Genomic DNA, 19,463 nt, shown 5'->3' with positions numbered 1-19,463 from the left:
CCGGGCACCTGCGCCATGGTCTCAGCCGCGCGGATTGACGACCGTATAACCCCGCAGCGAACGCGCGTGGATGCGCGTGGCGTGACCGCCGGAATTGGCGTCATACGCCATCCAGGTGTCGCCTGCGAGATGCTGCTCCAGAACGAAGACATGGCCGCGGCGCGCCGCGACCATGCCCGGCGCCGGCGCCGTGCGCGGAAAGCGCAGCCAGTTCGACGCCAGATTCAATTCCGGCACGACGCGGCCGAACACGCGCAGGGACGCACCGCAACCGCAGAAGGATGAGGGACAACCGGCCGGCCGGCCGCCGACGACGCGATCGCCTGACGTGCCGATGATCGTGGTGGCGCTGCCTGCATCGCCCACTGTCATTCGCGTCGAGCGATAGGCCTGTAGCTGTTGCCGGGGAGCCCTCGCGCGGGGCGTTTGCGAATACGAGAAATCGCAGGGCATGGTGACGTTGCATTCGGACGATTGAACAATGCGATAAGGCCGCGCTTCCGAAGCGGCGGAGGCGGCGACAACGAGGAAACACGCGGAAACAACTTGCTTGATCATTGCAGGACTCTGAGCTGGAGGGGTCCTGCCCCGTTTCGGAGAAACCAATATCGGTTTGACCGAAATGGGCCCAAAGTATGGCAGAAATTGGCTTCTGCTTCCGCCCTTAACTTAGGTTATGTTCAAGTCGCGCCAGAGCCGCGCGTGCGCGAGGACTCAACCGGACTGCATCATCGCATCAGCAATCTTCTCTGCCGACATCAGCACGGGGAAGTTGGTGTTGGCGCATGGCACCACCGGAAAGATCGAGGCGTCGACGACGCGCAGGCCCTGGATGCCCTTGACGCGCCCCTGATTGTCGACCACCGCCATCGGATCATCGGCGCGGCCCATGCGGCATGAGCAGGAGGCGTGCCAGACGCCGATGGTCGCCTTGCGCACGAAGGCTTCCAGCGCCTCGTCGTCATTGATCACCTGATCGAAGGTGAAACCTTCAACCACGAAATTGTCGATCATGTAATGGCGCAGCGCCGCCGGTCCGTCCATCAGCGTCGCGGCGATCCTGGTCAGGATCCTGTTCTTGTTATTGACCACGCCGATCTTGCGGACCTTGTCGGTATAGGCGGCCGGGAACGGCTTGTCCGTCACCGCCTTCACGATATCGCTCATTTGAATGGCCGCCATCTTGCGGAAGCCGCTCATCAGGCGATCGAGATCGCGCCGGTCGGACAACAGATTGAACTCGACGATCGGCTCGGCCGAAGGATCACGCGAGGCGAGCTTGACCTGACCGGTCTCGGAATAGGTCTTGTTGACGAAGGTCAAGAGCGAGCCGATCTGCTCGCCGACCGCATGCCAGGCCGATTTGGAGAGCAGCACGACGAACATGTCGCCCTTCGGCACGCCTGCGAGACCGGAGGAATAGCGCAGGCCGAGCTGCATGTGGCGCCTGGTGTGCTCGTTCATGCGCGCGCCGCGGCGTACGAAGGACGACAGCGAGATCGAGGGATGATCCATCAGGCGCTGGCCGACGCCGGGCAGTCCCATCAGCACGGGAATGCCCATATCCTTGAGGTGGCCGACCGGGCCGATGCCGGCGCGCAGCAGATGCGCCGGTGAATGGATCGCGCCGCTGGAGAGGATGATCTCGCGGCCGCGGAATTCCTGCTCGCGTCCGTTCACCACGGCCTTCACGCCGACGCATTGCGTGCCTTCGAACAGCAGCTCGCGGACTTGCGTGTTGGTGGAGATGGTGAGATTGGCGCGCTGGCGGGTGTCGCGATCGAGATAGCCCATCGCGGCCGAAACTCGCTGCTCGGCCTGGTTCGAATGCGTCACCGGGAAGAAGCCGTCGACGAACTCGCCGTTCTGGTCCGGCAGGAATTGATGGCCGGCCTGCTGGAAAGCATCGGCGAAGGCCTGCGAATGCTTCGTCCAGTGCTCGCGCGGGATGCGGCGCACCGGGATCTTGCCGTCCCTGCCGTGGTAGGGACCGTCGAAATCGAGATCGCGTTCGACCTTCTTGAAGAACGGCAGCACATCGTTCCAGCGCCAGCCCTCGGCGCCCCGCGCGTCCCATTCGTCGTAATCGGTAGGCGCGCCGCGGTTGGCCATCTGGCCGTTGATCGACGATCCCCCGCCGAGCACGCGCGCCTGCTCGTATTTGCGCAAAGGGGGACGGGCTTCGTTCGGATTGTTGTGGCTGACGACCTGGGTCGTGACCTTGAGCTCGGTCCAGTGGAAGCGCGGATCGAAATAGGCCGTGCCCGGATAGCTGTCCCTGATCTCGGCCGGCTCGTTGCCGGGCGGCGTGTCCTGACCGGCTTCGCACAGCAGGACCTTGTTGGCACTCTTCGCCGAAAGCCGGTGGGCCAGCACGGACCCCGCCGAGCCGCCGCCCACGATGATGAAGTCATACACGATTGGCGCTTCCTGTCGTTCTTCTGGGATTGTCGCGCGTCTATTGAGTTTCTGGATTGCTTCGCAACGACAGAGATACTCCTACGGCCTGATCGAAAAGTTCTCCGGCGGTCCCGGCTTGCGCAAGGGCTCTGCCAGGCGCGCGAATTCGCACAGCAGCGACCTCGTCTTGCGGGGATCGATGATCTCCTCGACCCAGAATTTCTCGGCCGAGCGGAACGGCGAGCGCAGCTTGTTGAGACGCTCCTGGATTTCCTCCAGCTTGGCCGCCTTGTCCTCGGCCGCGTCGATGTCGGCGCGGTAGGCGGCCTCGATGCCGCCTTCGAGCGGCAGCGAGCCCCAATAGGCCGAGGGCCAGGCGTAGCGGATAGAGAAGCGGTCGGCCGGCTGGTGCACGACACCGGCAACACCGAACGCGTTGCGAAGGATCACGGTGCACCAGGGCACGGTGGTCTGGTTCACCGCGGCCATGACGCGGACGCCGTGACGGATGGTCGCCGCCTTCTCGGCATCGAGACCGATCATGAAGCCCGGGCAATCCATGAGATAGACGACCGGCAGATGGAAGGTCTCGGCGAAGTCGACCCAGCGCACCACCTTCTGGCAGGCATCCGCCGTCCAGGAGCCGCCATAGTGAAAGCTGTCGCTGGCGAGCAGCAGCACGGCCCTGCCTTCGAGCCGGGCGAGACCGACGATGATGGGCTTGCCGAAATTCTTGCCGACCTCGAAGAACGAGCCCCTGTCGACGACCGACTCGATGATCGGGCGCACCTTGTAGACCTGCTTGCGGTTGCGCGGCACCGCATTCATCAACGCTTCGTCGCTGCGCTCCGGATTGTCGGTGCAGCGCAAGGTCGGCGGCAGCTCGTACACCGAGGACGGCAGGTAAGACAGGAAGCGCCGCGCGCAGGCGAAGGCCTCTTCCTCGGTGTCGACGGCATGATCGATCGCGCCGGCGCGGGTCTGGATGTCGGCGCCGCCGAGCTCCTCCTTCGAGAGGTCCTGCCCCAGCGCCTTCACCACCGGCGGCCCCGCGACGAACATCGCGGACTTCCGGGTCATGATCGAATAGTGGCTAGCGGCCAGCCGCGCGGCACCGAGCCCTGCGACAGAGCCGAGGCCAAGTGCCACCACCGGCACGCGCGACAGGTTCTCCGTCGTGAAGCGATACCAGCGCGTGCCGCCGATGCCGCCCGGCAGGTTCGCCGCGCCCTTGGTCTCGATGGTCTTGACCGAGCCGCCGCCGCCGGAGCCTTCGACGATGCGGACGATGGGCAGACGGAGATCATGCGCCATCTCCTCCGCCATCAACGGCTTTGCGGAGATCGACGCATCCGCCGAACCACCACGGACCGTGAAATCGTCGCCGACCACGACCACGGTGCGGCCATCGACGCGCGCGCGGCCGAACACGCAGTTCGCCGGCGTCAATTTCTGAAGCTCGCCGCTGGAATCATACTCACCGATGCCGGAGACGGCACCGATCTCGTGGAAGCTGCCGCGATCGATCAGCTTGTCGATACGCTCCCGAACAGTCAGCCGGCCTTGGTCATGCTGTCGCTTGACCTTGTCAACGCCGCCCATCTCCCGCGCGAAGGCTTCGCGCCGGGCGAGCTCGTCGAGTTCCGGCTTCCAGTTCATTCAGGCCCTCCGAATTGATCGGCTTGTTATTGTTGTGCACGGCCATTGCGACCGGTTTGCGCGAAATGCGGTTGTTGAAGGCGTCGCCTTCCGCGCCCTCCATCAGGCTGCCGAGCGAACGGCCGAGCTCGAGCATCAGGGGTGCGACTTCGGCATGCAGCCGCTGCTCGTCATACATCGTGGACAGAAGGCCGATCGTGATGACGACGTAGGTCTGGTACTGCGGCGACCAGATCGGCACCGCGAGCCCGTTGATGTGCGGGCTCCATAGGCCGCAGGCCACGACATAGCCGCGCTCGCGCAACATCTGCCGGTTGGCCTCGATGCGGGGCTTCAGGATCTTGGCGGCCTCGGGCGCTTCGCGTTCGACGTCCGCGATGAAGGCATCGCCGATCTCCGGCGCCAGCGCCGCCGTGTAGGCCGCGCCCGCGGCGGTCGAGGCCATCGAGATGCGGCTGCCGGTGCCCTCGTGCAGGCCCAGCGCGGTCGCCGAGCGCGCGAACTGCAGATAGACCAGATGGAAGCGATCGGGCACGACGAAGCCGACGGTGCCCGGCAACTGCTCGGCGACTTCCTGCAGCCGCTGCCGGATCATGCTGCGCAGCTGCGCGCCCTTCATCATCGAGGCGCTCATCGCCACCGCGCTCGGGCCGATGCGATATTTCTGATCGCGCGGCAGATAGACCAGCTGGCCCATGCGCGTCAGCGTGTGCGTGAGCCGCGACACCGTCGAGCGCGGCAGGCCGCAGCGATTTGAAATCTCGAGATTGCCGAGCCTCGCCTCGTGGCCCTCGAAGCATCGCAACACGTCGAACGCGCGCGAGACCACCTGGATGACATCACCCTCGCCGGCATCGCCAGCGAGCACGCCTTGCCTACTCAACCGCTCGGATCGTCTTCCCATATGTTCCCTACCGTCTGTTCCGCTGTGCGGAATTAAATTCCACTTGGAGACGACGCTACCTCACTCATTTTGCGACGACAACAAAAAGGCGATGGCATGCCAGAAATTAAGATCGTCACGGAGGTTCGCCGGGCGCGTCTGCGCAACTCCCGTGCAAGTTGGAGGAACCCTTGCGGATGGCGATGAAATTGTAATCGTCGAAGCCATGAAGATAGAGGTACCGGTGTCTTCGCCCGCGGGCTGCACGATCACGTTGCTTCCAGTGGAGCTCGACGACGTCGTTGCGGAGGGACAGGCGGTCGCGATCGTCGCGAGCTGACTGCGTTCTCCGTTGCTTCCGCGGCAATCTGTCAGTCTCATTCCCAAACGCGCGGTACGGCGTTGCCATCGCCTGATACGGATGACATGATCCGTCTCAAACAAAACTCTGTTTCAAACAAAGAACGAAAATCTTCGCGGCGAACGCGGAGATCATTGGAGGGAAACATGCTTCGTGGGCTGCTCATGCTCGCGCCTGCCTTGGTGGCCGGCATTTCTTTTGCGTCTACACGCTATTCGTTCGCCGAAGACATCAAGCTGCCGGCGACGTTGACGTTCACCGCCTATGACACCGGAACTGCCGGCTTCAACATCGCCGTCGGCGTCGGCAAGATGATGAAAGACAAATACGGCACCGACGTGCGCGTGCTGCCCGCCGGCAACGACGTCGCCCGCCTCGCGCCACTGCGCGCCAAGCGGGCCGCATCCTCGGCGATGGGATCCGGCACCTACTTCGCGCAGGAAGGCATGTTCGAGTTCGGCGCGAAGGAATGGGGCCCGCAGCCGCTCCAGATCCTGCTCTCAAGCGTCGACTGCAATTGCGGTTCGCTCGGCGTTGCCGCCGACACCGGCGTGAAGGAGCTGAAGGACCTCAAGGGCAAGCGTGTCGGCTTCGTGGTCGGTTCGCCCGCGCTGAACCAGAACTCGCTTGCCGTGCTCGCCTTCGCCGGGCTGACTCAGAAGGACGTCAAGGCTGTCGAATTCGCAAGCTACGGCGCGATGTGGAAAGGGCTGATCAACAACGACGTCGATGCCGCCTTCGGCACCACCATCACCGGCCCCGCCAAGGAAGCCGAGACCTCGCCGCGCGGCCTGATCTGGCCGCCGCTGCCCGCCAAGGACAAGGAAGGCTGGGCGCGGATGCAGAAGGTCGGCTCGTTCTTCTTCCCGCAAACCGCGACCTGCGGCGCCGGCATCACACCGGAGAAGCCGGTCGAGCTCGGCAACTACCCCTACCCGATCTTCGTCGCCTACGCCTCGCAGCCGGCCGACCAGGTCTATGCGATCACCAAGGCGATGATCACGAATTACGATGCCTACAAGGATTCGGCGCCCGGTGCCGGCGGACTCGCGGCCAACCGCCAGACTAAGAATTGGGTGGTGCCGGTGCATCCCGGCTCGGTGAAGGCGCTGAAGGAAGCCGGGCAATGGAGCGATGCGCAGGAGGCGCACAACAACGGACTGATCAAGCGGCAAGAGGTGCTGGCAGCCGCGTGGACCGATTACGGCAAATCCAATCCGCCCTCGGACGACAAGGCATTTCTCGACGGCTGGATGAAGGCCCGCGCGGCGGCGCTTGCGAAAGCCAGCATGCCGAACGGGTTCGAGGATTAGGGCGGATGGGCTCACTCGTTGCCACACGCGAAGTGCGTAACCTCTCCCGCATGCGGGAGAGGTTGAGCCCGCAGCGCGAGCAATTCAAGCAACTGCCATTCGCATAATCTGCGTTCCACTGCCCACGCGCGGGATCGGTCATGTCTGTTTCCACCTCCATCGCCCCGCAAGGCGAGCCCAAGCGGGTCGTGTTCGACGACCCCCACGGCGCGGCCGGCAACATGCAGGAAGCCGAGGTCACGCGCGTGCGCACCTTGCGCGGCGCCTGGCGCTGGACGCTGGTGGCGGCGACCGCGGCGACGATCCTGCTCTGCATCAACCAGCAATTCTCGCTGCGCTTCTTCATTGGCTACACCCAGCTCAACACGGAGTATTTCTATCTCCTGATCGCCTTGATGCTGCCCTTCACCTTCCTGATCTTTCCGGGCACGGAGCGTGCGCCGCTCGACCGGATTCCCTGGTATGACCTCGTCCTGTTCGTCGCGACTTTCGCCGCGGCGCTGCTCTTGATGTCGAGCGTGCGCAAGGCGGCGGAAGCCGGCTGGGAATTCGGCGGCGCGCCGAACAACGTGATCGCGGCGGGCCTCGTGATGTGGGCGATGCTGATGGAGGCGCTGCGCCGTACCGGCGGCTGGAGCCTGCTGTTGAGCGTGCTCCCCTTCACCGTCTATCCGCTGTTCGCCGAATCCGGCTGGCTCGGGCCGTTCCGCGGCACCCAGTCGACACTGGAGCAGGCAACCGCCTATCACGTGCTGTCGGGTGAAAGCCTGCTCGGCATCCCCATCCAGGCCTTCGCCGACACCGTGATCGGATTCCTGGTGTTCGGCACCGCGCTGATGATGACCGGCGCCGGAAAGTTCTTCATCAACCTCGCCTTCGCGCTGTGCGGCACGTTCCGCGGCGGCGCGGCGAAGGTCTGCATCTTCGCCAGCGGCCTGCTCGGCATGATGTCGGGCTCGATCATCTCCAACGTGCTGACCGCTGGCACCATGACCATCCCCGTGATGAAGAAGAGCGGCTTCCGCGCCTCCTATGCCGGCGCGATCGAGGCCTGCGCCTCGACCGGCGCGGTGCTGGCGCCGCCGGTGATGGGCGCGACTGCCTTCGTGATCGCGCAATTCCTCAATGTCAGCTACGCCGACGTCGCGCTCGCCGCGATCATTCCGGCCGTGCTCTACTATATCGGGCTGTTCATGCAGGTCGATTCCTACGCCGCGCGCCATGGGCTGAAGGGCATTCCGCGCGCCGAGCTGCCGCGGATCATGGATACGATCAAGGACGGCTGGTACTACGTCTTCGTCATCGCCTTGCTGATCGTGATGCTGCTCTACTTCAAGCGCGAGAGCCATGCACCGTTCTACGCGACCGCGCTGCTGCTGGTGCTCAACCAGCTCTTCTCCAAGGACACGCGCTGGACCTTTGCGACCATCGGCAAATTCCTGGAGGTCAACGGCCGCACCTTCGTCGAGCTGGTCGGCATCCTCGCCGGCTGCGGCCTCCTGATCGGCGCGTTCTCGATGACCGGCGTGGTGTCGAGCCTTGCCAACGACCTCCTGCACATTGCCGGCGACAATCCGTTCCTGCTGCTCGGCATGTGCGCGCTCACCAGCCTCATCCTCGGCCTCGGGCTGACGACGACGGCCTGCTATATCTTCCTCGCCATCCTGGTCGCGCCGGCGCTGGAGAAGCTCGGGCTGAACAAGATGGCCGTGCACATGTTCATCTTCTATTGGGGCATGCTGTCGTCGATCACGCCGCCGGTCGCGATCGCCTCCTTCGCCGCTGCCGGCATTGCCGGCTCGCCGGCGATGAAGACGGGCTGGGAATCGATGTGGGTCGGCAGCATCATCTATTTCATCCCGTTCTTCTTCGTGCTCAATCCGGCGCTGGTGCTGCAAGGGCCGAGTCCTTATCTGGCCGGCCTCGGCCTGATGGGACTTGCTGCGTTCGGCACGCTGTTCATCTGCGGCGGCATCCAGGGCTACCAGCCGTTCGTCGGGGACCTGCGCGGCGCAGGCAGCCTCGAATGGCCAATCCGCGTGCTGCTGGTGATCGGCGGCTTCGTGGTGGCAACGCCGGGCGGCGGGATCATGCCGCTGTCGCAGATGCAGGTGACGCTGCTCGGCCTTGGCATCCTCCTGCCCACGGTTCTGATCGCCCTGCTGCTGGTCCGGCGGCAGGCCGTGATGCCGAACGGGTTGCGCGTACCCTGATTGCGTTGCACAAGAGAGGCGATGACCCCGCTCTCGCCTCTCGCCGCCGCCTGGACCCGCTCGAAGCCGCCTTTGCTGCGGTTTCTGGACAATTGCCTCAACGAATTCTCTGCCGAAACTTCAGGCAGCGTCGCCAATTACATTCCCGAGCTGAGCAAGGCTGATCCTGCCTGTTTTGGCATCAGCCTCGCGACACTGGACGGCCATGTCTACGAAGTCGGCGACTCCAGGGTGCCCTTCACCATCCAGTCCATGTCAAAGCCGTTCGTCTTCGCGCTGGCGCTGGACCTGCTCGGCGCAGGCCGGGTCGAGAGCGCGATCGGCGTCGAGCCGTCGGGAGATCCCTTCAACTCGATCCGGCTCAATGCCGACAACCATCCGTTCAACCCGATGGTCAATGCCGGCGCGATCGCCTGCACCGGGTTGATCTACGACAGCAAGGGACCCGAGGCCTTCGAACAGATCCGCCTCGCGCTGAGCCGCTTCGCAGGCCGCGATCTCGCCGTGGACGAAGCCGTCTACGCCTCGGAGAGCCAGACCGGCGACCGCAACCGCGCCATCGGCTACCTCCTGAAGACCAATGCGGTGATCTCGGACAATGTCGCAGGCGTCCTCGACGTCTACTTCCGGCAATGCGCGGTGCTGGTCACCGCGCGCGACATCGCGGTGATGGCGGCAACGCTCGCCAATCGCGGCGTCAATCCGGTCACGGGCGAGCAGGTGCTGAGCGCCTACGCGATCTCCCGCACGCTGTCGGTGATGACCTCGTCGGGCATGTACGACTATGCCGGCGAATGGATCTACCGGATCGGCATTCCCGCCAAGAGTGGCGTCGGCGGCGGCATCCTCGCCGCCCTCCCCGCCCGCCTCGGGCTCGGCAGCTATTCACCGAAGCTCGACAAGCATGGCAACAGCGTGCGCGGCATCAAGGTCTGCGAGGCGTTGTCGGCGCATTACGACCTGCATATGCTCAACCGCAGCGACGACGCCCGCAACGCCGTCATCGCCGACTACGACATCGGCAAGAGCCCGTCACGCCGCGTTCGCCGGCCGCAGGAGCGCGAGATCCTCGCCGCCCATGAGCAGGAGGTGCGGATCATCGAGCTGGTCGGCACGCTGTCGCTGTCGGCGGTCGACTACGTCTCCCGCCGGCTCGCCGCCCGGCCCCGTCCCCAATTCGTGATCTTCGATCTGCACCGCGTCACCTCCACCACCCGAGCAGGGGCGCGGCTGGTCGCCGAGGCGTTCGAGGAGCTCGCAGCACTCAACGTCACGGTGGTGCTGTCGGGCGTCAGACGCGCCTCCAAGGAATGGGATACGTTGCGGGAATGGACGGCCGAGCTGAAGAATGTCCGCGACTTCTATCTGCTCGACACCGCGATCGAATGGGCCGAAGACCAGATCGTCTACCGCTATGGCGGCTCGATCGATTTCCATGAGACGACCGAGCTTGCCGAGCAGCCGCTGCTCGAGGGCCTCGGCGAGGACGAGCTGACGGACCTCGGCTCGATCTGCACCATCCGCACCTATCAGTCCGGCGCCAGGATTCTCACCACGGGTGATCCCGCCGATTCCCTGTTCTTCCTGCGCAGCGGCGCCGTGCATGTCACGCTGCCCGACGGTGTGCGGCTCGCGACGCTGACGGCGGGCATGGCGTTCGGCGAGATGGCGCTGCTGGAGACGACGCGCTCGGCCGACGTCTTCGCCGACATGGCGGCGACCGCGTTCGAAGTGCCGCTGAAGGCGTTTGAACGCTTCCGTAAGCAGCACCCGCGCGCCAGCGAGCGCGTCATGCGAAATCTGGCGCAACTACTGGCCGATCGCCTGATCGTCGCCAACGCCAAGGTGGATATTCTGACGTCGACGTGAGCGCACGCCTCGTCCTTCGAGACGACCGCTTCGCGGTCTCCTCAGGATGAGGCCAAGCGGCAGCAGTGCTCGTTGAAACTGCAGCCGCGCATTCGGTCCTCATCCTGAGGGCCCGCCACCGGCGGGCGTCTCGAAGGATGGCAACAGGGAGGCGATCGACCGCCCCTTACCTTGCCCTAGCGGCTCGCCGCCTCGCTCAGCCGTCGCTTGATCTTGGCGGCGCTTGCCTTGAGCAGTTCGGATGGCTGCTGGCCGGTCGCAGCGCACAGGCAGGCCCAGTAATAAATGACGTCGCCCAGCTCATCGACGAGCCCCGCCTTGTCGAGCCAGTCATCGCGCAGCAGCTTCTTGATGTGATCGGCGACCTCGCCGGCCTCGCCGGCGAGGCCGAGACCCAGATACGACAAGCGCTCGTTGGACGGACGCTCATCGACTTTGGCAATGGTCGCGGCCCATGCCGCATAATCATCGATCGTCATGAGCATCCCTCGCAGCAAGCTTTGGATTAGCCCACCACTTCAGTGACGGGCTGGAGATCGATCTCGAACGTCTCCAGGAATTTCGAGGTCATGATGTAGAAGCCGACCGAGAGCTGCAGCTCGACCAGCGCGGCCGGCGTCAGTTTCGCTGCGATCGCCTCGAAGGTGGCGTCGGTCGGCTTCTTCAGCTTCACGATCTCGTCGGCGAAGGCGAGCGCGGCGCGCTGGACCTCGTCGAAGCAGGTCGCGGCCTGCCAGTTCTCGAGCGCCTCGTTCTGCGCGTCGGTGACGCCGACATTCTTGCCGATCCGCTTGTGCGCGACGATCTCGTACGGTGCCTCGCACAAGATGCCGGTGCGGGTGATCGCGAGCTCGCGCACGACCGGATCGAGCTCGCCCTTGTGGCGGATGGCGCCGCCCAAGCGACAGTACTGCTCGAAGTAGCTCGGCGAGTGCGCCATCATGCGGAAGATGTTGGCATTGCGATTCTTGTCGAGAATCTCGCGGGTACGGTCGGATGCCTTGGACGGGTCGCTGTAGTTGATGCGGGCCATGATTTTCCTGAAGTTTTCCCTGAGCTTTTGATGCTTTTTGTCGCCTGCGGCGAAAGTTCCACGAAACTCTATTCTTGCGCGTCCTTGGGAGCAACAACATCGAGTCAAAATGCCGCCGCATTGCTGATCGACCCTGAGACAGTCGATATTCGCCGCGTGGGGACAAATCGCGGTGAGTACTCGCAAATGGGGTGTTCCGAGTAAAACAATTGGCCGTCGGGTGCGCTAGCCGCACAACGATGAGTCACGCCCAAGTCTAGGGAGAAAATGGATGAAGGAAGCCACCAAGGGGGCGGCCTCGGGAGCGCTCGCGCATATGCTGGCGGTGACAGCGATGCTCGTCATCGCCAGCATCTTGTTCTACGGGCGTTGAGTTGGAGTTGCGTTAGCAAGAGTTTTCGTCATTCCGGGGTGGCTCTCCCGGGATCGCGCAAAGCGCGGTCCTAGCAGGCCAGGCCCAGAATACCCGTTCCAGGCTCGGTCGTCCGACCGCCCCCGAATGACGAATCCACTTACGTTTCCTTCGTGAAGAACGGCACGAGCTTGCCGGCAAACGGCTTGAAGCTCGCGGTGACCGTATCGCCGATGGCAAGATCGTTCTCACCGTGCGCCATCATGCGAAAGCCCTCGGCGCAATCGACCAGCAAGATGTTGTAGGGCACGTGAGCGCGCGTCTCCGGGGTCGCGGCGCGGCAGACCAGCGAGGTCGCGTACACTGTGCCCTTGCCGCTGGCGCGCTGCTCGCGCGGATTCGATTCGCCACATGCCGCGCAGAAGGCGCGGTGGAAATACTGCACATGGCCGCAGGCGCCGCAGGTCTGGTAGGTGATGGCCTCTTCGCCCCTGGTCCAGTCCACGATTCGCCCGCTCATCGCACCCGCTCCAGGAACATGCTCACGTGCGACGACAGCACTCCGCCGTCGCCATGCAGCAGCGCGATCGAGGCGTCGCGCACCTGGCGGGTAGCCGCCCGCCCCGTCATCTGCAAATGCGCCTCGACCAGATGCGCCATGGCGCCGCCGACGCCGCAATGGCCGTAGCTGAGCAGGCCACCATGGGTGTTCAGCGGCATCGCGCCGTCGCGGCTGAAATGGCCTGATCGCACGCGGGCTGCGGCCTCGCCGCGGCCGGCAAGGCCGAGGTCCTCCAGCAGCATCGCGAGTGTGATCGTAAAACTGTCGTAGATCGCGGCGTAGCGCACATCGGATATCGCAAGGCCGGAAGCTTCCTTGGCGCGCGCGATCGAGATTTCCGCACCGAGTTCGCTGAGCGCGGGCGCGGCCGTGACATGCTGATGGGTATGGGCCTGGGCGCAGCCGCGGATGCGCACGCCCGTCTCGCCGGTCCGCTCGCGGCTGACGACGAAGGCCGCGCCGCCGTCGGACACCGGACAGCAGTCGAGCAGCTTGAGCGGCAACGCCACCGGCTTCGAGGCCATAATTTCGGCGACCGTGATGGGATCGTGGAATTGCGCGCCGGGATGGGTGCAAGCGTGGGCGCGCATCAGCACGGCGAATTCGGCGAGGTCCTCTTCGGTCACGCCGTATTCGTGCATATAGCGCGTGGCGACGAGGCCGTAATAGGCGGGAATGGTCGGCCCCAGCGGCACCTCGTAGTCGGGATGGCCGACCTGCGCGAGCGCCTGGATCGAGGCGTCGCGGCTCTGCCCGGTGAGGCGGTTCTCGCCGGCGACGACGAGCACGTTGCGCGCGACGCCTGATGTGACGAGGTGATGCGCGAGCATCGTCATCGCAAGGCCTGTGGCGCCGCCGACCTGCACTGCGTGGGCGTAAGACGGGCGAATGCCAAAGTGCTCGGCGAACACGGTCGCCAGCATGATGTGGGGCGAGACGGTGGAATAGCCGCAAAGGATGCCGTCGATGTCGGAGCGCTTCAGGCCTGCGTCGTCGAGCGCGGCTTGTGCCGCCTTGCTCATCAGGTCGAGCGAGGACGAGCCTTCATGCTTGCCGAACGGCGTGAGGCCGACGCCGGTGATGAAACTCATCTCGACACCTCTCCGCTGTCATTCCGGGGCTGCCCCGAGGGCCGAGCCCGGAATCCATAGCGCGGCCAGCGCGGAAGATAGATGGATTCCGGGCTCGCGACTTCGTCGCGCCCCGGAATGACGGATGAGAGAACTGTGGTCATAGCTGCTCCCCCTACTCTGACACTGATCGCGTGACGCCGTCGCGGACCATGGCGGCGATCTCGTCTGGGGAGTATCCAACCTCGCGAAGAATCTCTGCGCCATGCTCGTTCAGCCGCGGCGCCAGCCGCACCGGCTCTGCCTCGGTTTCCGACCAGGTCGCCGTCACCTTCATGCTGCGGATCGGCCCCTCGGTCGGATGGTTCACGACCGGGAAGAACTTCGTCGCCTCCAGATGCTCGTCGTGGAGCACACCCTGCAAATCATGCATCGGCATCACAGGCACGTCGGCCTTGGTCAGCAGGTCGATCCATTCGACGGTGGGGCGCGTCTCGAAGATGCGCGCGAGCTCGGCATAGACGACATCGATGTTGGCGGCGCGGCCAGCGAAGGTCGCGAATTTGGGATCGGCGCGCAGATCATCGCGCGCCGTCGCCTTGAAGAAATTCTCCCACTGCTTGTCGTTGTAGACGATGACGCTGAGATAGCCGTCCGAGGTCTTGTAAGGCCTGCGGTCGCGCGAGAGGTGGCGGGCATAGCCGCCCTTGTCGAGCGGCGGCTCGTAGGTGAGCCCGCCCATGTGGTCGCCCATGACGAAGCCGGCCATGGTCTCGAACATCGGGATGTCGACCCGCTGGCCGCGGCCGGTGCGGTCGCGATGAACGAGGCTGGCGCAGATCGCGCCGACCGCGGTGAGGCCGACGATGCGGTCGACCAGCGCATTCGGCACGTAGCGCGGCACGCCGTCGCCGGTCTGCGCCATCAAGGCGGGCAGCGCGGTGGCGCCCTGGATCAGATCGTCATAGGCGGGCTTTGCCGCATAAGGCCCGTCCTGGCCGAAGCCGAACACGCCGGCATAGACCAGGCGCGGATTGATTTTCGAGACGACGTCGTAGCCGAGCTGAAGCCGCGCCATCGCCTGCGGGCGGACGTTGTAGACCAATACGTCGGCGTCCTTCAGCAGCCGCAGCACGGCCTCGCGGCCGGCGGACTTCTTGAGATCGAGGCAGATCGAGCGCTTGCTGCGGTTAGTGTTGAGGAACACCGGGCCCATGCCGGCGTGACGCATCGGGCCGATCAGGCGGGTGACGTCGCCGTCGAGCGATTCCACCTTGATGACGTCGGCGCCGTAGTCCCCGAGCATCTGGGTCGCATAAGGCCCCATCAGCACGGTGGTCATGTCGATGACCTTGATGCCCTTCAGCGGCCCCATTCGTTCACTCCCGATTGCGCGGAGGGCTCAAGGCGCGTCCCGCGATTTCGGTCCAGCTAAGGGCAGCGATGCCGCGCGCGCAAGGGCGGCCCGCGTATGGCCGCATGCGTCGCGCGGTGATATCGGCCGCTATTTCTTCTGGCGGGATTCGCGGATCTTGAGCAGCCGGTCGAGCTCTTCGTTCTGCTGGCTGATCCGGTCGGCGATGCGCGACTCGCTCTGCTCGCCCGAGGCGGCAGCGGCCTGCTCGATGAGCTGCCTTATGTTGTCCTCGAGGATCGCGATGCGATCGTTGAGTGCGTCCATCGACAGCGAGTCTTCGTAGTCAGTGCTCATGATGCTTTTCCGCCAATCAATCAGGAGCGTTAAGGTGGGCCAAGCGACGCGGGCCCACCATGATCTAACGCAAGGAAAATGGTGGGCACGGCGCCTTCGCGCCTTTGGCCCACCCTACGAGGGCCTACTTCAGCGGCTCCAGCACGGAGACGTAGTTGGCGACCGCGGCGCCGCCCATGTTGAAGATGCCGCCGAGCTTGGCGTTCTTGAGCTGCATGCCCTCGGGGGCCTGGCCGGCGAGCTGCATCGCGGTCATCACATGCATGGAAACGCCGGTTGCGCCGATCGGATGGCCCTTGGACTTCAGGCCGCCGGACGGATTGACCGGCAACTTGCCGTCCTTGAGCGTCCAGCCTTCCTTGATGGCGCGGGCGCCCTGCCCCCTCGGCGTCAGGCCCATCGCTTCGTATTCGATCAGCTCGGCGACCGTGAAGCAGTCATGGGTCTCGACGAAGGAGAGATCGTTGAGCGTGACGCCGGCCTGCTCCAGCGCGCGCTGCCAAGCGACCGTGCAGCCCTCGAACTGGAGGATGTCGCGCTTGGACATCGGCAGGAAGTCCTGGGCATGCGCGGTGGCGCGGAAGCCGATCGACTTGGTCATCGTCTTGGCGGTCTCGGCATCGGCCAGCACCAGCGCGGCGGCGCCGTCGGAGACCAGCGAGCAATCGGTGCGCTTCAGGGGACCGGCAACGAAAGGGTTCTTCTCGCTCTCGGCACGGCAGAAGTCGAAGCCGAAATCCTTGCGCATCTGGGCGAAGGGATTGGCAACGCCGTTCTTGTGGTTCTTGGCCGCGATCAGCGCCAACGCGTCGGACTGGTCGCCGTATTTCCGGAAATAGGAGCTGGCGATCTTGCCGAACACGCCGGCGAAGCCGCCGACGGTGTCGCCATCCTCGGGCAGATAGGACGCCTTGAGCAGGTTCTTGCCGATCTCGGGGCCCGGGGTGCGGGTCATCTGCTCGACGCCCACGACGAGGACGATCTTGGCGGCGCCCGCGGCGATCGCGCGCAGGCCCTGATGCACGGCGGCCGAGCCGGTGGCGCAGGCATTCTCGACCCGGGTCGCCGGCTTGAACCGCAACTTGGGGTCGGCCTGGAGCACCAGCGAGGCGGTAAAATCCTGCGCCGAGAAGCCGGCGTTGAAATGGCCGAGCACGATCTCGTCGACATCGCCGGCCGAAATGCCGGCGTCGGCCATCGCCTCATTGGCCACGCGGGTAACGAGGCTTTCGACTGTTTCGGTGTCGAACTTGCCGAACGGCGTATGCGCCCATCCGACGATGCTGGCAGTCATGGTCATCTCTCCCTGGGGGTCTCTTCCTGAGTTAAGACTTAGCCCAGGGATGGCAAGACTTCACGCGGGTTTCAGGGCCTTGAGGGTGCGCTGGCAGATGGCAGTTATGCCGGCCCAGTTCCCGGCCTTGATCTCGGCGGCCGGGCACAGCCAGGACCCGCCGACGCAGAGCACGTTGGGCTCGGCGAGCCAGCTCGCCGCATTGGCCTCGCCGATGCCGCCGGTCGGGCAGAACCGCACGTTCGGGAACGGTCCGCCGAGCGAGCGGAGGCCCTTGATGCCGCCAGCCTGCTCGGCCGGGAAGAACTTTGCGACGTCGAAGCCGTGCGACAGTGCCATCATCAGCTCGGACGCGGTGGCGATGCCCGGCGCGAACGGCAGGGAGCTGTGGGCTGCGGCCTTGAGGAGATCGGGGGTCAGGCCCGGACTGATACCGAAGGCGACGCCGAGCTTCTCAACACGGGTGAAGTCGGCCGGATTGAGGATCGTGCCGATGCCGACGACCGCCTCGGGGACTTCGGCCATCATCGCCCGCGCCGCCTCGATCGCAACGGGGGTTCGCATAGTCACCTCCAGCGTGCGGACGCCGCCGGCCACCAGCGCACGCGCCAGCGGCACGGCATCCTGGATGCGCTCGATGGTGAGCACGGGGATCACGGTCGCCGCCTTGAACAGCGCGGCAAGGTGGTTCTGTTGGGCGGTCGTGGTCATGGGTCTCGATCTTTATTTGGCCGTTCACTTGGTGGCTTGACGCGTGGTCGCCGGCCGGTGTCGTTTCTTCGGCGGCATGGCATAGCCCGGAATGATGGCGCCGGCATAGCAGATCACGACGCTGGCGAGGCGATGCCCGGCCTGGGCGGCCTCGACCGGATCGGAACCGGTGAGCCGGGCCGCGATGTAGGCTGCGGCGAAGCTGTCGCCGGCCGCCGTGGTGTCGACGACAGGGTTGATCATCGGCTCGGCGCGGACCTCGTGGGTCGCCGTCCCAGGGAAGCGCAGCAGGCTCACCGGCTCGGCGAGGCGGAACACCAGCTCGGGCGTCGGGATGCGCGCCATGAGCTGCTCGTGGCTCTCGCCGGGATGGAGCGCGAGCAGGTCCTCGGTGGAGGTCAGCACGATGTCGGCGGCCGCGAAAGCCGCGGCAAAGACCTCGCGGGCGACGTCGCGGTCCGGCCAGCCGCGTGCGCGAAAATTGGTGTCGAACACGAAGCGGGTGCCGAGCAGGCGCGCGCGCTTGATCGCCGCCAACAGGCGCTCGCGCCCGGCCGCGTCGTAGATCGAGAGCGTGATTGCGGAGAGATAGATGATGTCGTAGCTCATCAGCGAGTTGAGCAGCTCGCCGGTCTCCGGCAGGCTCATCAGCTGCCGCGCCGCCGCGCTGTCGCGCCAGTGGAAGAACTGGCGCTCGCCGTTCGCATCCGTCTGGATCATGTAGAGGCCGGGCAGCTTGCCCGCGAGCCGCACGACGCGGCGTGTGCCGACGTTCTCCGCGGTCCAGGCCGCGATCATCTCGTCGCTCAGGGCGTCGTCGCCGAGCGCGGTGAGATAATCGACCTTGACCTCGAGCCGCGCCAGATAGACGGCGGTGTTGAGGGTGTCACCGCCGAAGCCGCGCGAGTACAGTCCGCCACTCTGCCCGGCAGACGCGCCGCTTTGCGCCTGCCTGAGCTCGACCATGCATTCGCCGATGCAAGCAACGCTCGCCATCTCGGGTACCCGCTCTGCCGGAGATCAGGCGACGAAATTGCCGCCGAGTTCGTCCTCGATGTGAATGCGGATGATGTCGTCGAAGGTCTTCTCGGCCGTGGTGAAGCCGAGCTCGAGCGAGCGCTTCGCATTGAAATTGCGCGGCCAGCCGCCGACGATTCCGACGATGAAGGGATCAGGCTCGCGCTTGATGCGCGCGGCGACCTTGTCGCCCGCAACCCGCTTCAAGGCGGCGATCTGCTCGCCGACCGTCGCCGACAGGCCCGGCATGGTCAGGTTGCGGCGGGGGCCGACCTTTTCGAGGTCCATGGTGCCGGCTTGCAGCAGGAAGCCGACCGCGGAGCGCGGCGTGGCGTGCCAGTGACGGACGTCCTCGGAAACCGGGAGGATCGCTTCCTTGCCGGCCAGCGGCTCGCGCAGGATGTTGGAGAAGAAGCCTGATGCCGCCTTGTTGGGCAGGCCGGGCCGGATGCAGATGGTCGGCAGGCGGATGCCGATGCCGTCGAGGAAGCCGCGGCGCGAATAGTCGGCCAGCAGGAGTTCGCCGATCGCCTTCTGGGTGCCGTAGCTGAGCAGCGGGGTGTGGAAGAACTCGTCGCCGATCGCATCCGGGAACGGCGCGCCGAACACCGCGATCGAGGACGTGAACACCACGCGGGGCTTGTAACCGCCGCCGACGAGCCTGACGGCGTCAAGCAGCATCCGCGTGCCGTCGAGATTGATGCGGTAGCCCTTGTCGAAATCGAGTTCGGCTTCGCCCGAGACGATCGCGGCGAGATGGAAGATCACGTCCGGGCGGCCGGAAATCAGCTTTTCGGCCGCGCCCGGCACGGCGAAATCGCCGGACACCGTCTCGACGGGGAAACCGGCCTTTTCCGGCTGCTTGGGCTCGACCACGTCATGCAGGGTCAGCTTGGTGATGTCGCTCTTGCCGAGCCGGCCGTCACGCAACAGCCGTTCGCAGAGTTTGCGGCCGACCATGCCGGCGGCGCCCAGAACCAGAATGTGCAAGAGCTCAACTCCTTCTTATTGGCCG

Annotated in this window: 17 protein-coding genes and 1 pseudogene; 4 read left to right on the top strand and 14 right to left on the bottom strand. The window is 65.2% G+C overall.

Annotated features, from left to right (window positions below; translation table 11 throughout):
- Positions 1 to 21 precede the first annotated feature (21 nt).
- The 4 genes from CIT39_RS14610 to CIT39_RS14595 all read right to left on the bottom strand — a co-directional run bounded on the left by CIT39_RS14610 (position 22) and on the right by CIT39_RS14595 (position 4,963).
- Positions 22 to 558: a hypothetical protein gene (locus CIT39_RS14610; protein WP_094974625.1), complete on the bottom strand. Its 537-nt coding sequence runs from the start codon at positions 556 to 558 to the stop codon at positions 22 to 24.
- A 156-nt stretch (positions 559 to 714) separates the two neighbouring features.
- Positions 715 to 2,418, bottom strand: a complete 1,704-nt coding sequence (locus CIT39_RS14605; protein WP_094974626.1) for a GMC family oxidoreductase — start codon at positions 2,416 to 2,418, stop codon at positions 715 to 717.
- Between the two features lie 81 nt (positions 2,419 to 2,499).
- Positions 2,500 to 4,059: an acyl-CoA carboxylase subunit beta gene (locus CIT39_RS14600; protein WP_094974627.1), complete on the bottom strand. Its 1,560-nt coding sequence runs from the start codon at positions 4,057 to 4,059 to the stop codon at positions 2,500 to 2,502.
- On the bottom strand, positions 3,989 to 4,963 hold the full coding sequence (locus CIT39_RS14595) for an IclR family transcriptional regulator (RefSeq protein WP_094974628.1): 975 nt from the start codon (positions 4,961 to 4,963) through the stop codon (positions 3,989 to 3,991). The genes CIT39_RS14600 and CIT39_RS14595 overlap by 71 nt, the downstream gene beginning before the upstream one ends.
- Positions 4,964 to 5,059: 96 nt before the next feature.
- Here CIT39_RS14595 and CIT39_RS14590 point away from each other — a divergent pair.
- From CIT39_RS14590 to glsA, 4 genes and pseudogenes are all read left to right on the top strand, one after another.
- Positions 5,060 to 5,282, top strand: a pseudogene (locus CIT39_RS14590) (acyl-CoA carboxylase biotin carboxyl carrier protein subunit).
- 167 nt (positions 5,283 to 5,449) lie between these two features.
- Complete coding sequence (locus tag CIT39_RS14585; RefSeq protein WP_094974629.1) at positions 5,450 to 6,616, top strand: TAXI family TRAP transporter solute-binding subunit; 1,167 nt, start codon at positions 5,450 to 5,452, stop codon at positions 6,614 to 6,616.
- Positions 6,617 to 6,756: 140 nt separating this feature from the next.
- On the top strand, positions 6,757 to 8,829 hold the full coding sequence (locus CIT39_RS14580) for a TRAP transporter permease (protein ID WP_094974630.1): 2,073 nt from the start codon (positions 6,757 to 6,759) through the stop codon (positions 8,827 to 8,829).
- A 21-nt stretch (positions 8,830 to 8,850) separates the two neighbouring features.
- Positions 8,851 to 10,698, top strand: coding sequence for a glutaminase A (gene glsA / locus CIT39_RS14575; RefSeq protein ID WP_094974631.1), 1,848 nt, complete (start codon positions 8,851 to 8,853; stop codon positions 10,696 to 10,698).
- A gap of 176 nt (positions 10,699 to 10,874) precedes the next feature.
- On the opposite strand, the gene CIT39_RS14570 is transcribed toward glsA, so the two are convergent.
- From CIT39_RS14570 to denD, 10 genes are all read right to left on the bottom strand, one after another.
- Positions 10,875 to 11,177 (bottom strand): nucleoside triphosphate pyrophosphohydrolase family protein, encoded by a 303-nt coding sequence (locus CIT39_RS14570; protein ID WP_162308507.1) that lies wholly within the window; start codon positions 11,175 to 11,177, stop codon positions 10,875 to 10,877.
- A 26-nt stretch (positions 11,178 to 11,203) separates the two neighbouring features.
- On the bottom strand, positions 11,204 to 11,731 hold the full coding sequence (locus CIT39_RS14565; protein WP_094974633.1) for a carboxymuconolactone decarboxylase family protein: 528 nt from the start codon (positions 11,729 to 11,731) through the stop codon (positions 11,204 to 11,206).
- Between the two features lie 512 nt (positions 11,732 to 12,243).
- Positions 12,244 to 12,603, bottom strand: a complete 360-nt coding sequence (locus tag CIT39_RS14560; protein ID WP_094974634.1) for a Zn-ribbon domain-containing OB-fold protein — start codon at positions 12,601 to 12,603, stop codon at positions 12,244 to 12,246.
- On the bottom strand, positions 12,600 to 13,736 hold the full coding sequence (locus tag CIT39_RS14555) for a thiolase family protein (protein WP_094974635.1): 1,137 nt from the start codon (positions 13,734 to 13,736) through the stop codon (positions 12,600 to 12,602). The genes CIT39_RS14560 and CIT39_RS14555 overlap by 4 nt, the downstream gene beginning before the upstream one ends.
- 154 nt (positions 13,737 to 13,890) lie before the next feature.
- Positions 13,891 to 15,090, bottom strand: coding sequence for a CaiB/BaiF CoA transferase family protein (locus CIT39_RS14550; RefSeq protein WP_094974636.1), 1,200 nt, complete (start codon positions 15,088 to 15,090; stop codon positions 13,891 to 13,893).
- A 129-nt stretch (positions 15,091 to 15,219) separates the two neighbouring features.
- Positions 15,220 to 15,426, bottom strand: coding sequence for a hypothetical protein (locus CIT39_RS14545; RefSeq protein ID WP_094974637.1), 207 nt, complete (start codon positions 15,424 to 15,426; stop codon positions 15,220 to 15,222).
- Positions 15,427 to 15,550: 124 nt separating this feature from the next.
- Entirely contained in the window at positions 15,551 to 16,720 is a 1,170-nt protein-coding gene (locus CIT39_RS14540) for an acetyl-CoA acetyltransferase (protein WP_094974756.1), read from the bottom strand.
- Between the two features lie 60 nt (positions 16,721 to 16,780).
- Positions 16,781 to 17,431 carry a bifunctional 4-hydroxy-2-oxoglutarate aldolase/2-dehydro-3-deoxy-phosphogluconate aldolase gene (eda, locus tag CIT39_RS14535; protein WP_094974638.1) on the bottom strand — a complete coding sequence of 217 codons (651 nt, stop codon included), beginning with the start codon at positions 17,429 to 17,431 and terminating at the stop codon, positions 16,781 to 16,783.
- A gap of 24 nt (positions 17,432 to 17,455) precedes the next feature.
- Positions 17,456 to 18,427: a sugar kinase gene (locus CIT39_RS14530; RefSeq protein WP_094974639.1), complete on the bottom strand. Its 972-nt coding sequence runs from the start codon at positions 18,425 to 18,427 to the stop codon at positions 17,456 to 17,458.
- Positions 18,428 to 18,451: 24 nt separating this feature from the next.
- Positions 18,452 to 19,438, bottom strand: coding sequence for a D-erythronate dehydrogenase (gene denD, locus CIT39_RS14525; RefSeq protein WP_094974640.1), 987 nt, complete (start codon positions 19,436 to 19,438; stop codon positions 18,452 to 18,454).
- Between the last annotated feature and the right edge of the window lie 25 nt (positions 19,439 to 19,463).

The sequence above is a fragment of the Bradyrhizobium symbiodeficiens genome (assembly GCF_002266465.3).
GTDB classification, from domain to species: domain Bacteria; phylum Pseudomonadota; class Alphaproteobacteria; order Rhizobiales; family Xanthobacteraceae; genus Bradyrhizobium; species Bradyrhizobium symbiodeficiens.
Note: the sequence above shows the minus strand (reverse complement) of the source record. Positions and strands in the feature narration are given on the sequence as shown.

Bases quoted from the DNA above. Each gene is read 5' to 3' on its own strand.
- CIT39_RS14530 (WP_094974639.1), bottom strand. From the start codon at position 18,427: ATGGCGAGCGTTGCTTGCATCGGCGAATGCATGGTCGAGCTCAGGCAG.
- CIT39_RS14595 (WP_094974628.1), bottom strand. From the start codon at position 4,963: ATGGGAAGACGATCCGAGCGGTTGAGTAGGCAAGGCGTGCTCGCTGGC.
- CIT39_RS14610 (WP_094974625.1), bottom strand. From the start codon at position 558: ATGATCAAGCAAGTTGTTTCCGCGTGTTTCCTCGTTGTCGCCGCCTCC.
- glsA (WP_094974631.1), top strand. From the start codon at position 8,851: ATGACCCCGCTCTCGCCTCTCGCCGCCGCCTGGACCCGCTCGAAGCCG.
- eda (WP_094974638.1), bottom strand. From the start codon at position 17,431: ATGACCACGACCGCCCAACAGAACCACCTTGCCGCGCTGTTCAAGGCG.
- CIT39_RS14555 (WP_094974635.1), bottom strand. From the start codon at position 13,736: ATGAGTTTCATCACCGGCGTCGGCCTCACGCCGTTCGGCAAGCATGAA.
- CIT39_RS14545 (WP_094974637.1), bottom strand. From the start codon at position 15,426: ATGAGCACTGACTACGAAGACTCGCTGTCGATGGACGCACTCAACGAT.
- CIT39_RS14570 (WP_162308507.1), bottom strand. From the start codon at position 11,177: ATGACGATCGATGATTATGCGGCATGGGCCGCGACCATTGCCAAAGTC.
- CIT39_RS14565 (WP_094974633.1), bottom strand. From the start codon at position 11,731: ATGGCCCGCATCAACTACAGCGACCCGTCCAAGGCATCCGACCGTACC.
- CIT39_RS14600 (WP_094974627.1), bottom strand. From the start codon at position 4,059: ATGAACTGGAAGCCGGAACTCGACGAGCTCGCCCGGCGCGAAGCCTTC.
- CIT39_RS14550 (WP_094974636.1), bottom strand. From the start codon at position 15,090: ATGGGGCCGCTGAAGGGCATCAAGGTCATCGACATGACCACCGTGCTG.
- CIT39_RS14580 (WP_094974630.1), top strand. From the start codon at position 6,757: ATGTCTGTTTCCACCTCCATCGCCCCGCAAGGCGAGCCCAAGCGGGTC.
- CIT39_RS14585 (WP_094974629.1), top strand. From the start codon at position 5,450: ATGCTTCGTGGGCTGCTCATGCTCGCGCCTGCCTTGGTGGCCGGCATT.
- CIT39_RS14560 (WP_094974634.1), bottom strand. From the start codon at position 12,603: ATGAGCGGGCGAATCGTGGACTGGACCAGGGGCGAAGAGGCCATCACC.
- CIT39_RS14540 (WP_094974756.1), bottom strand. From the start codon at position 16,720: ATGACTGCCAGCATCGTCGGATGGGCGCATACGCCGTTCGGCAAGTTC.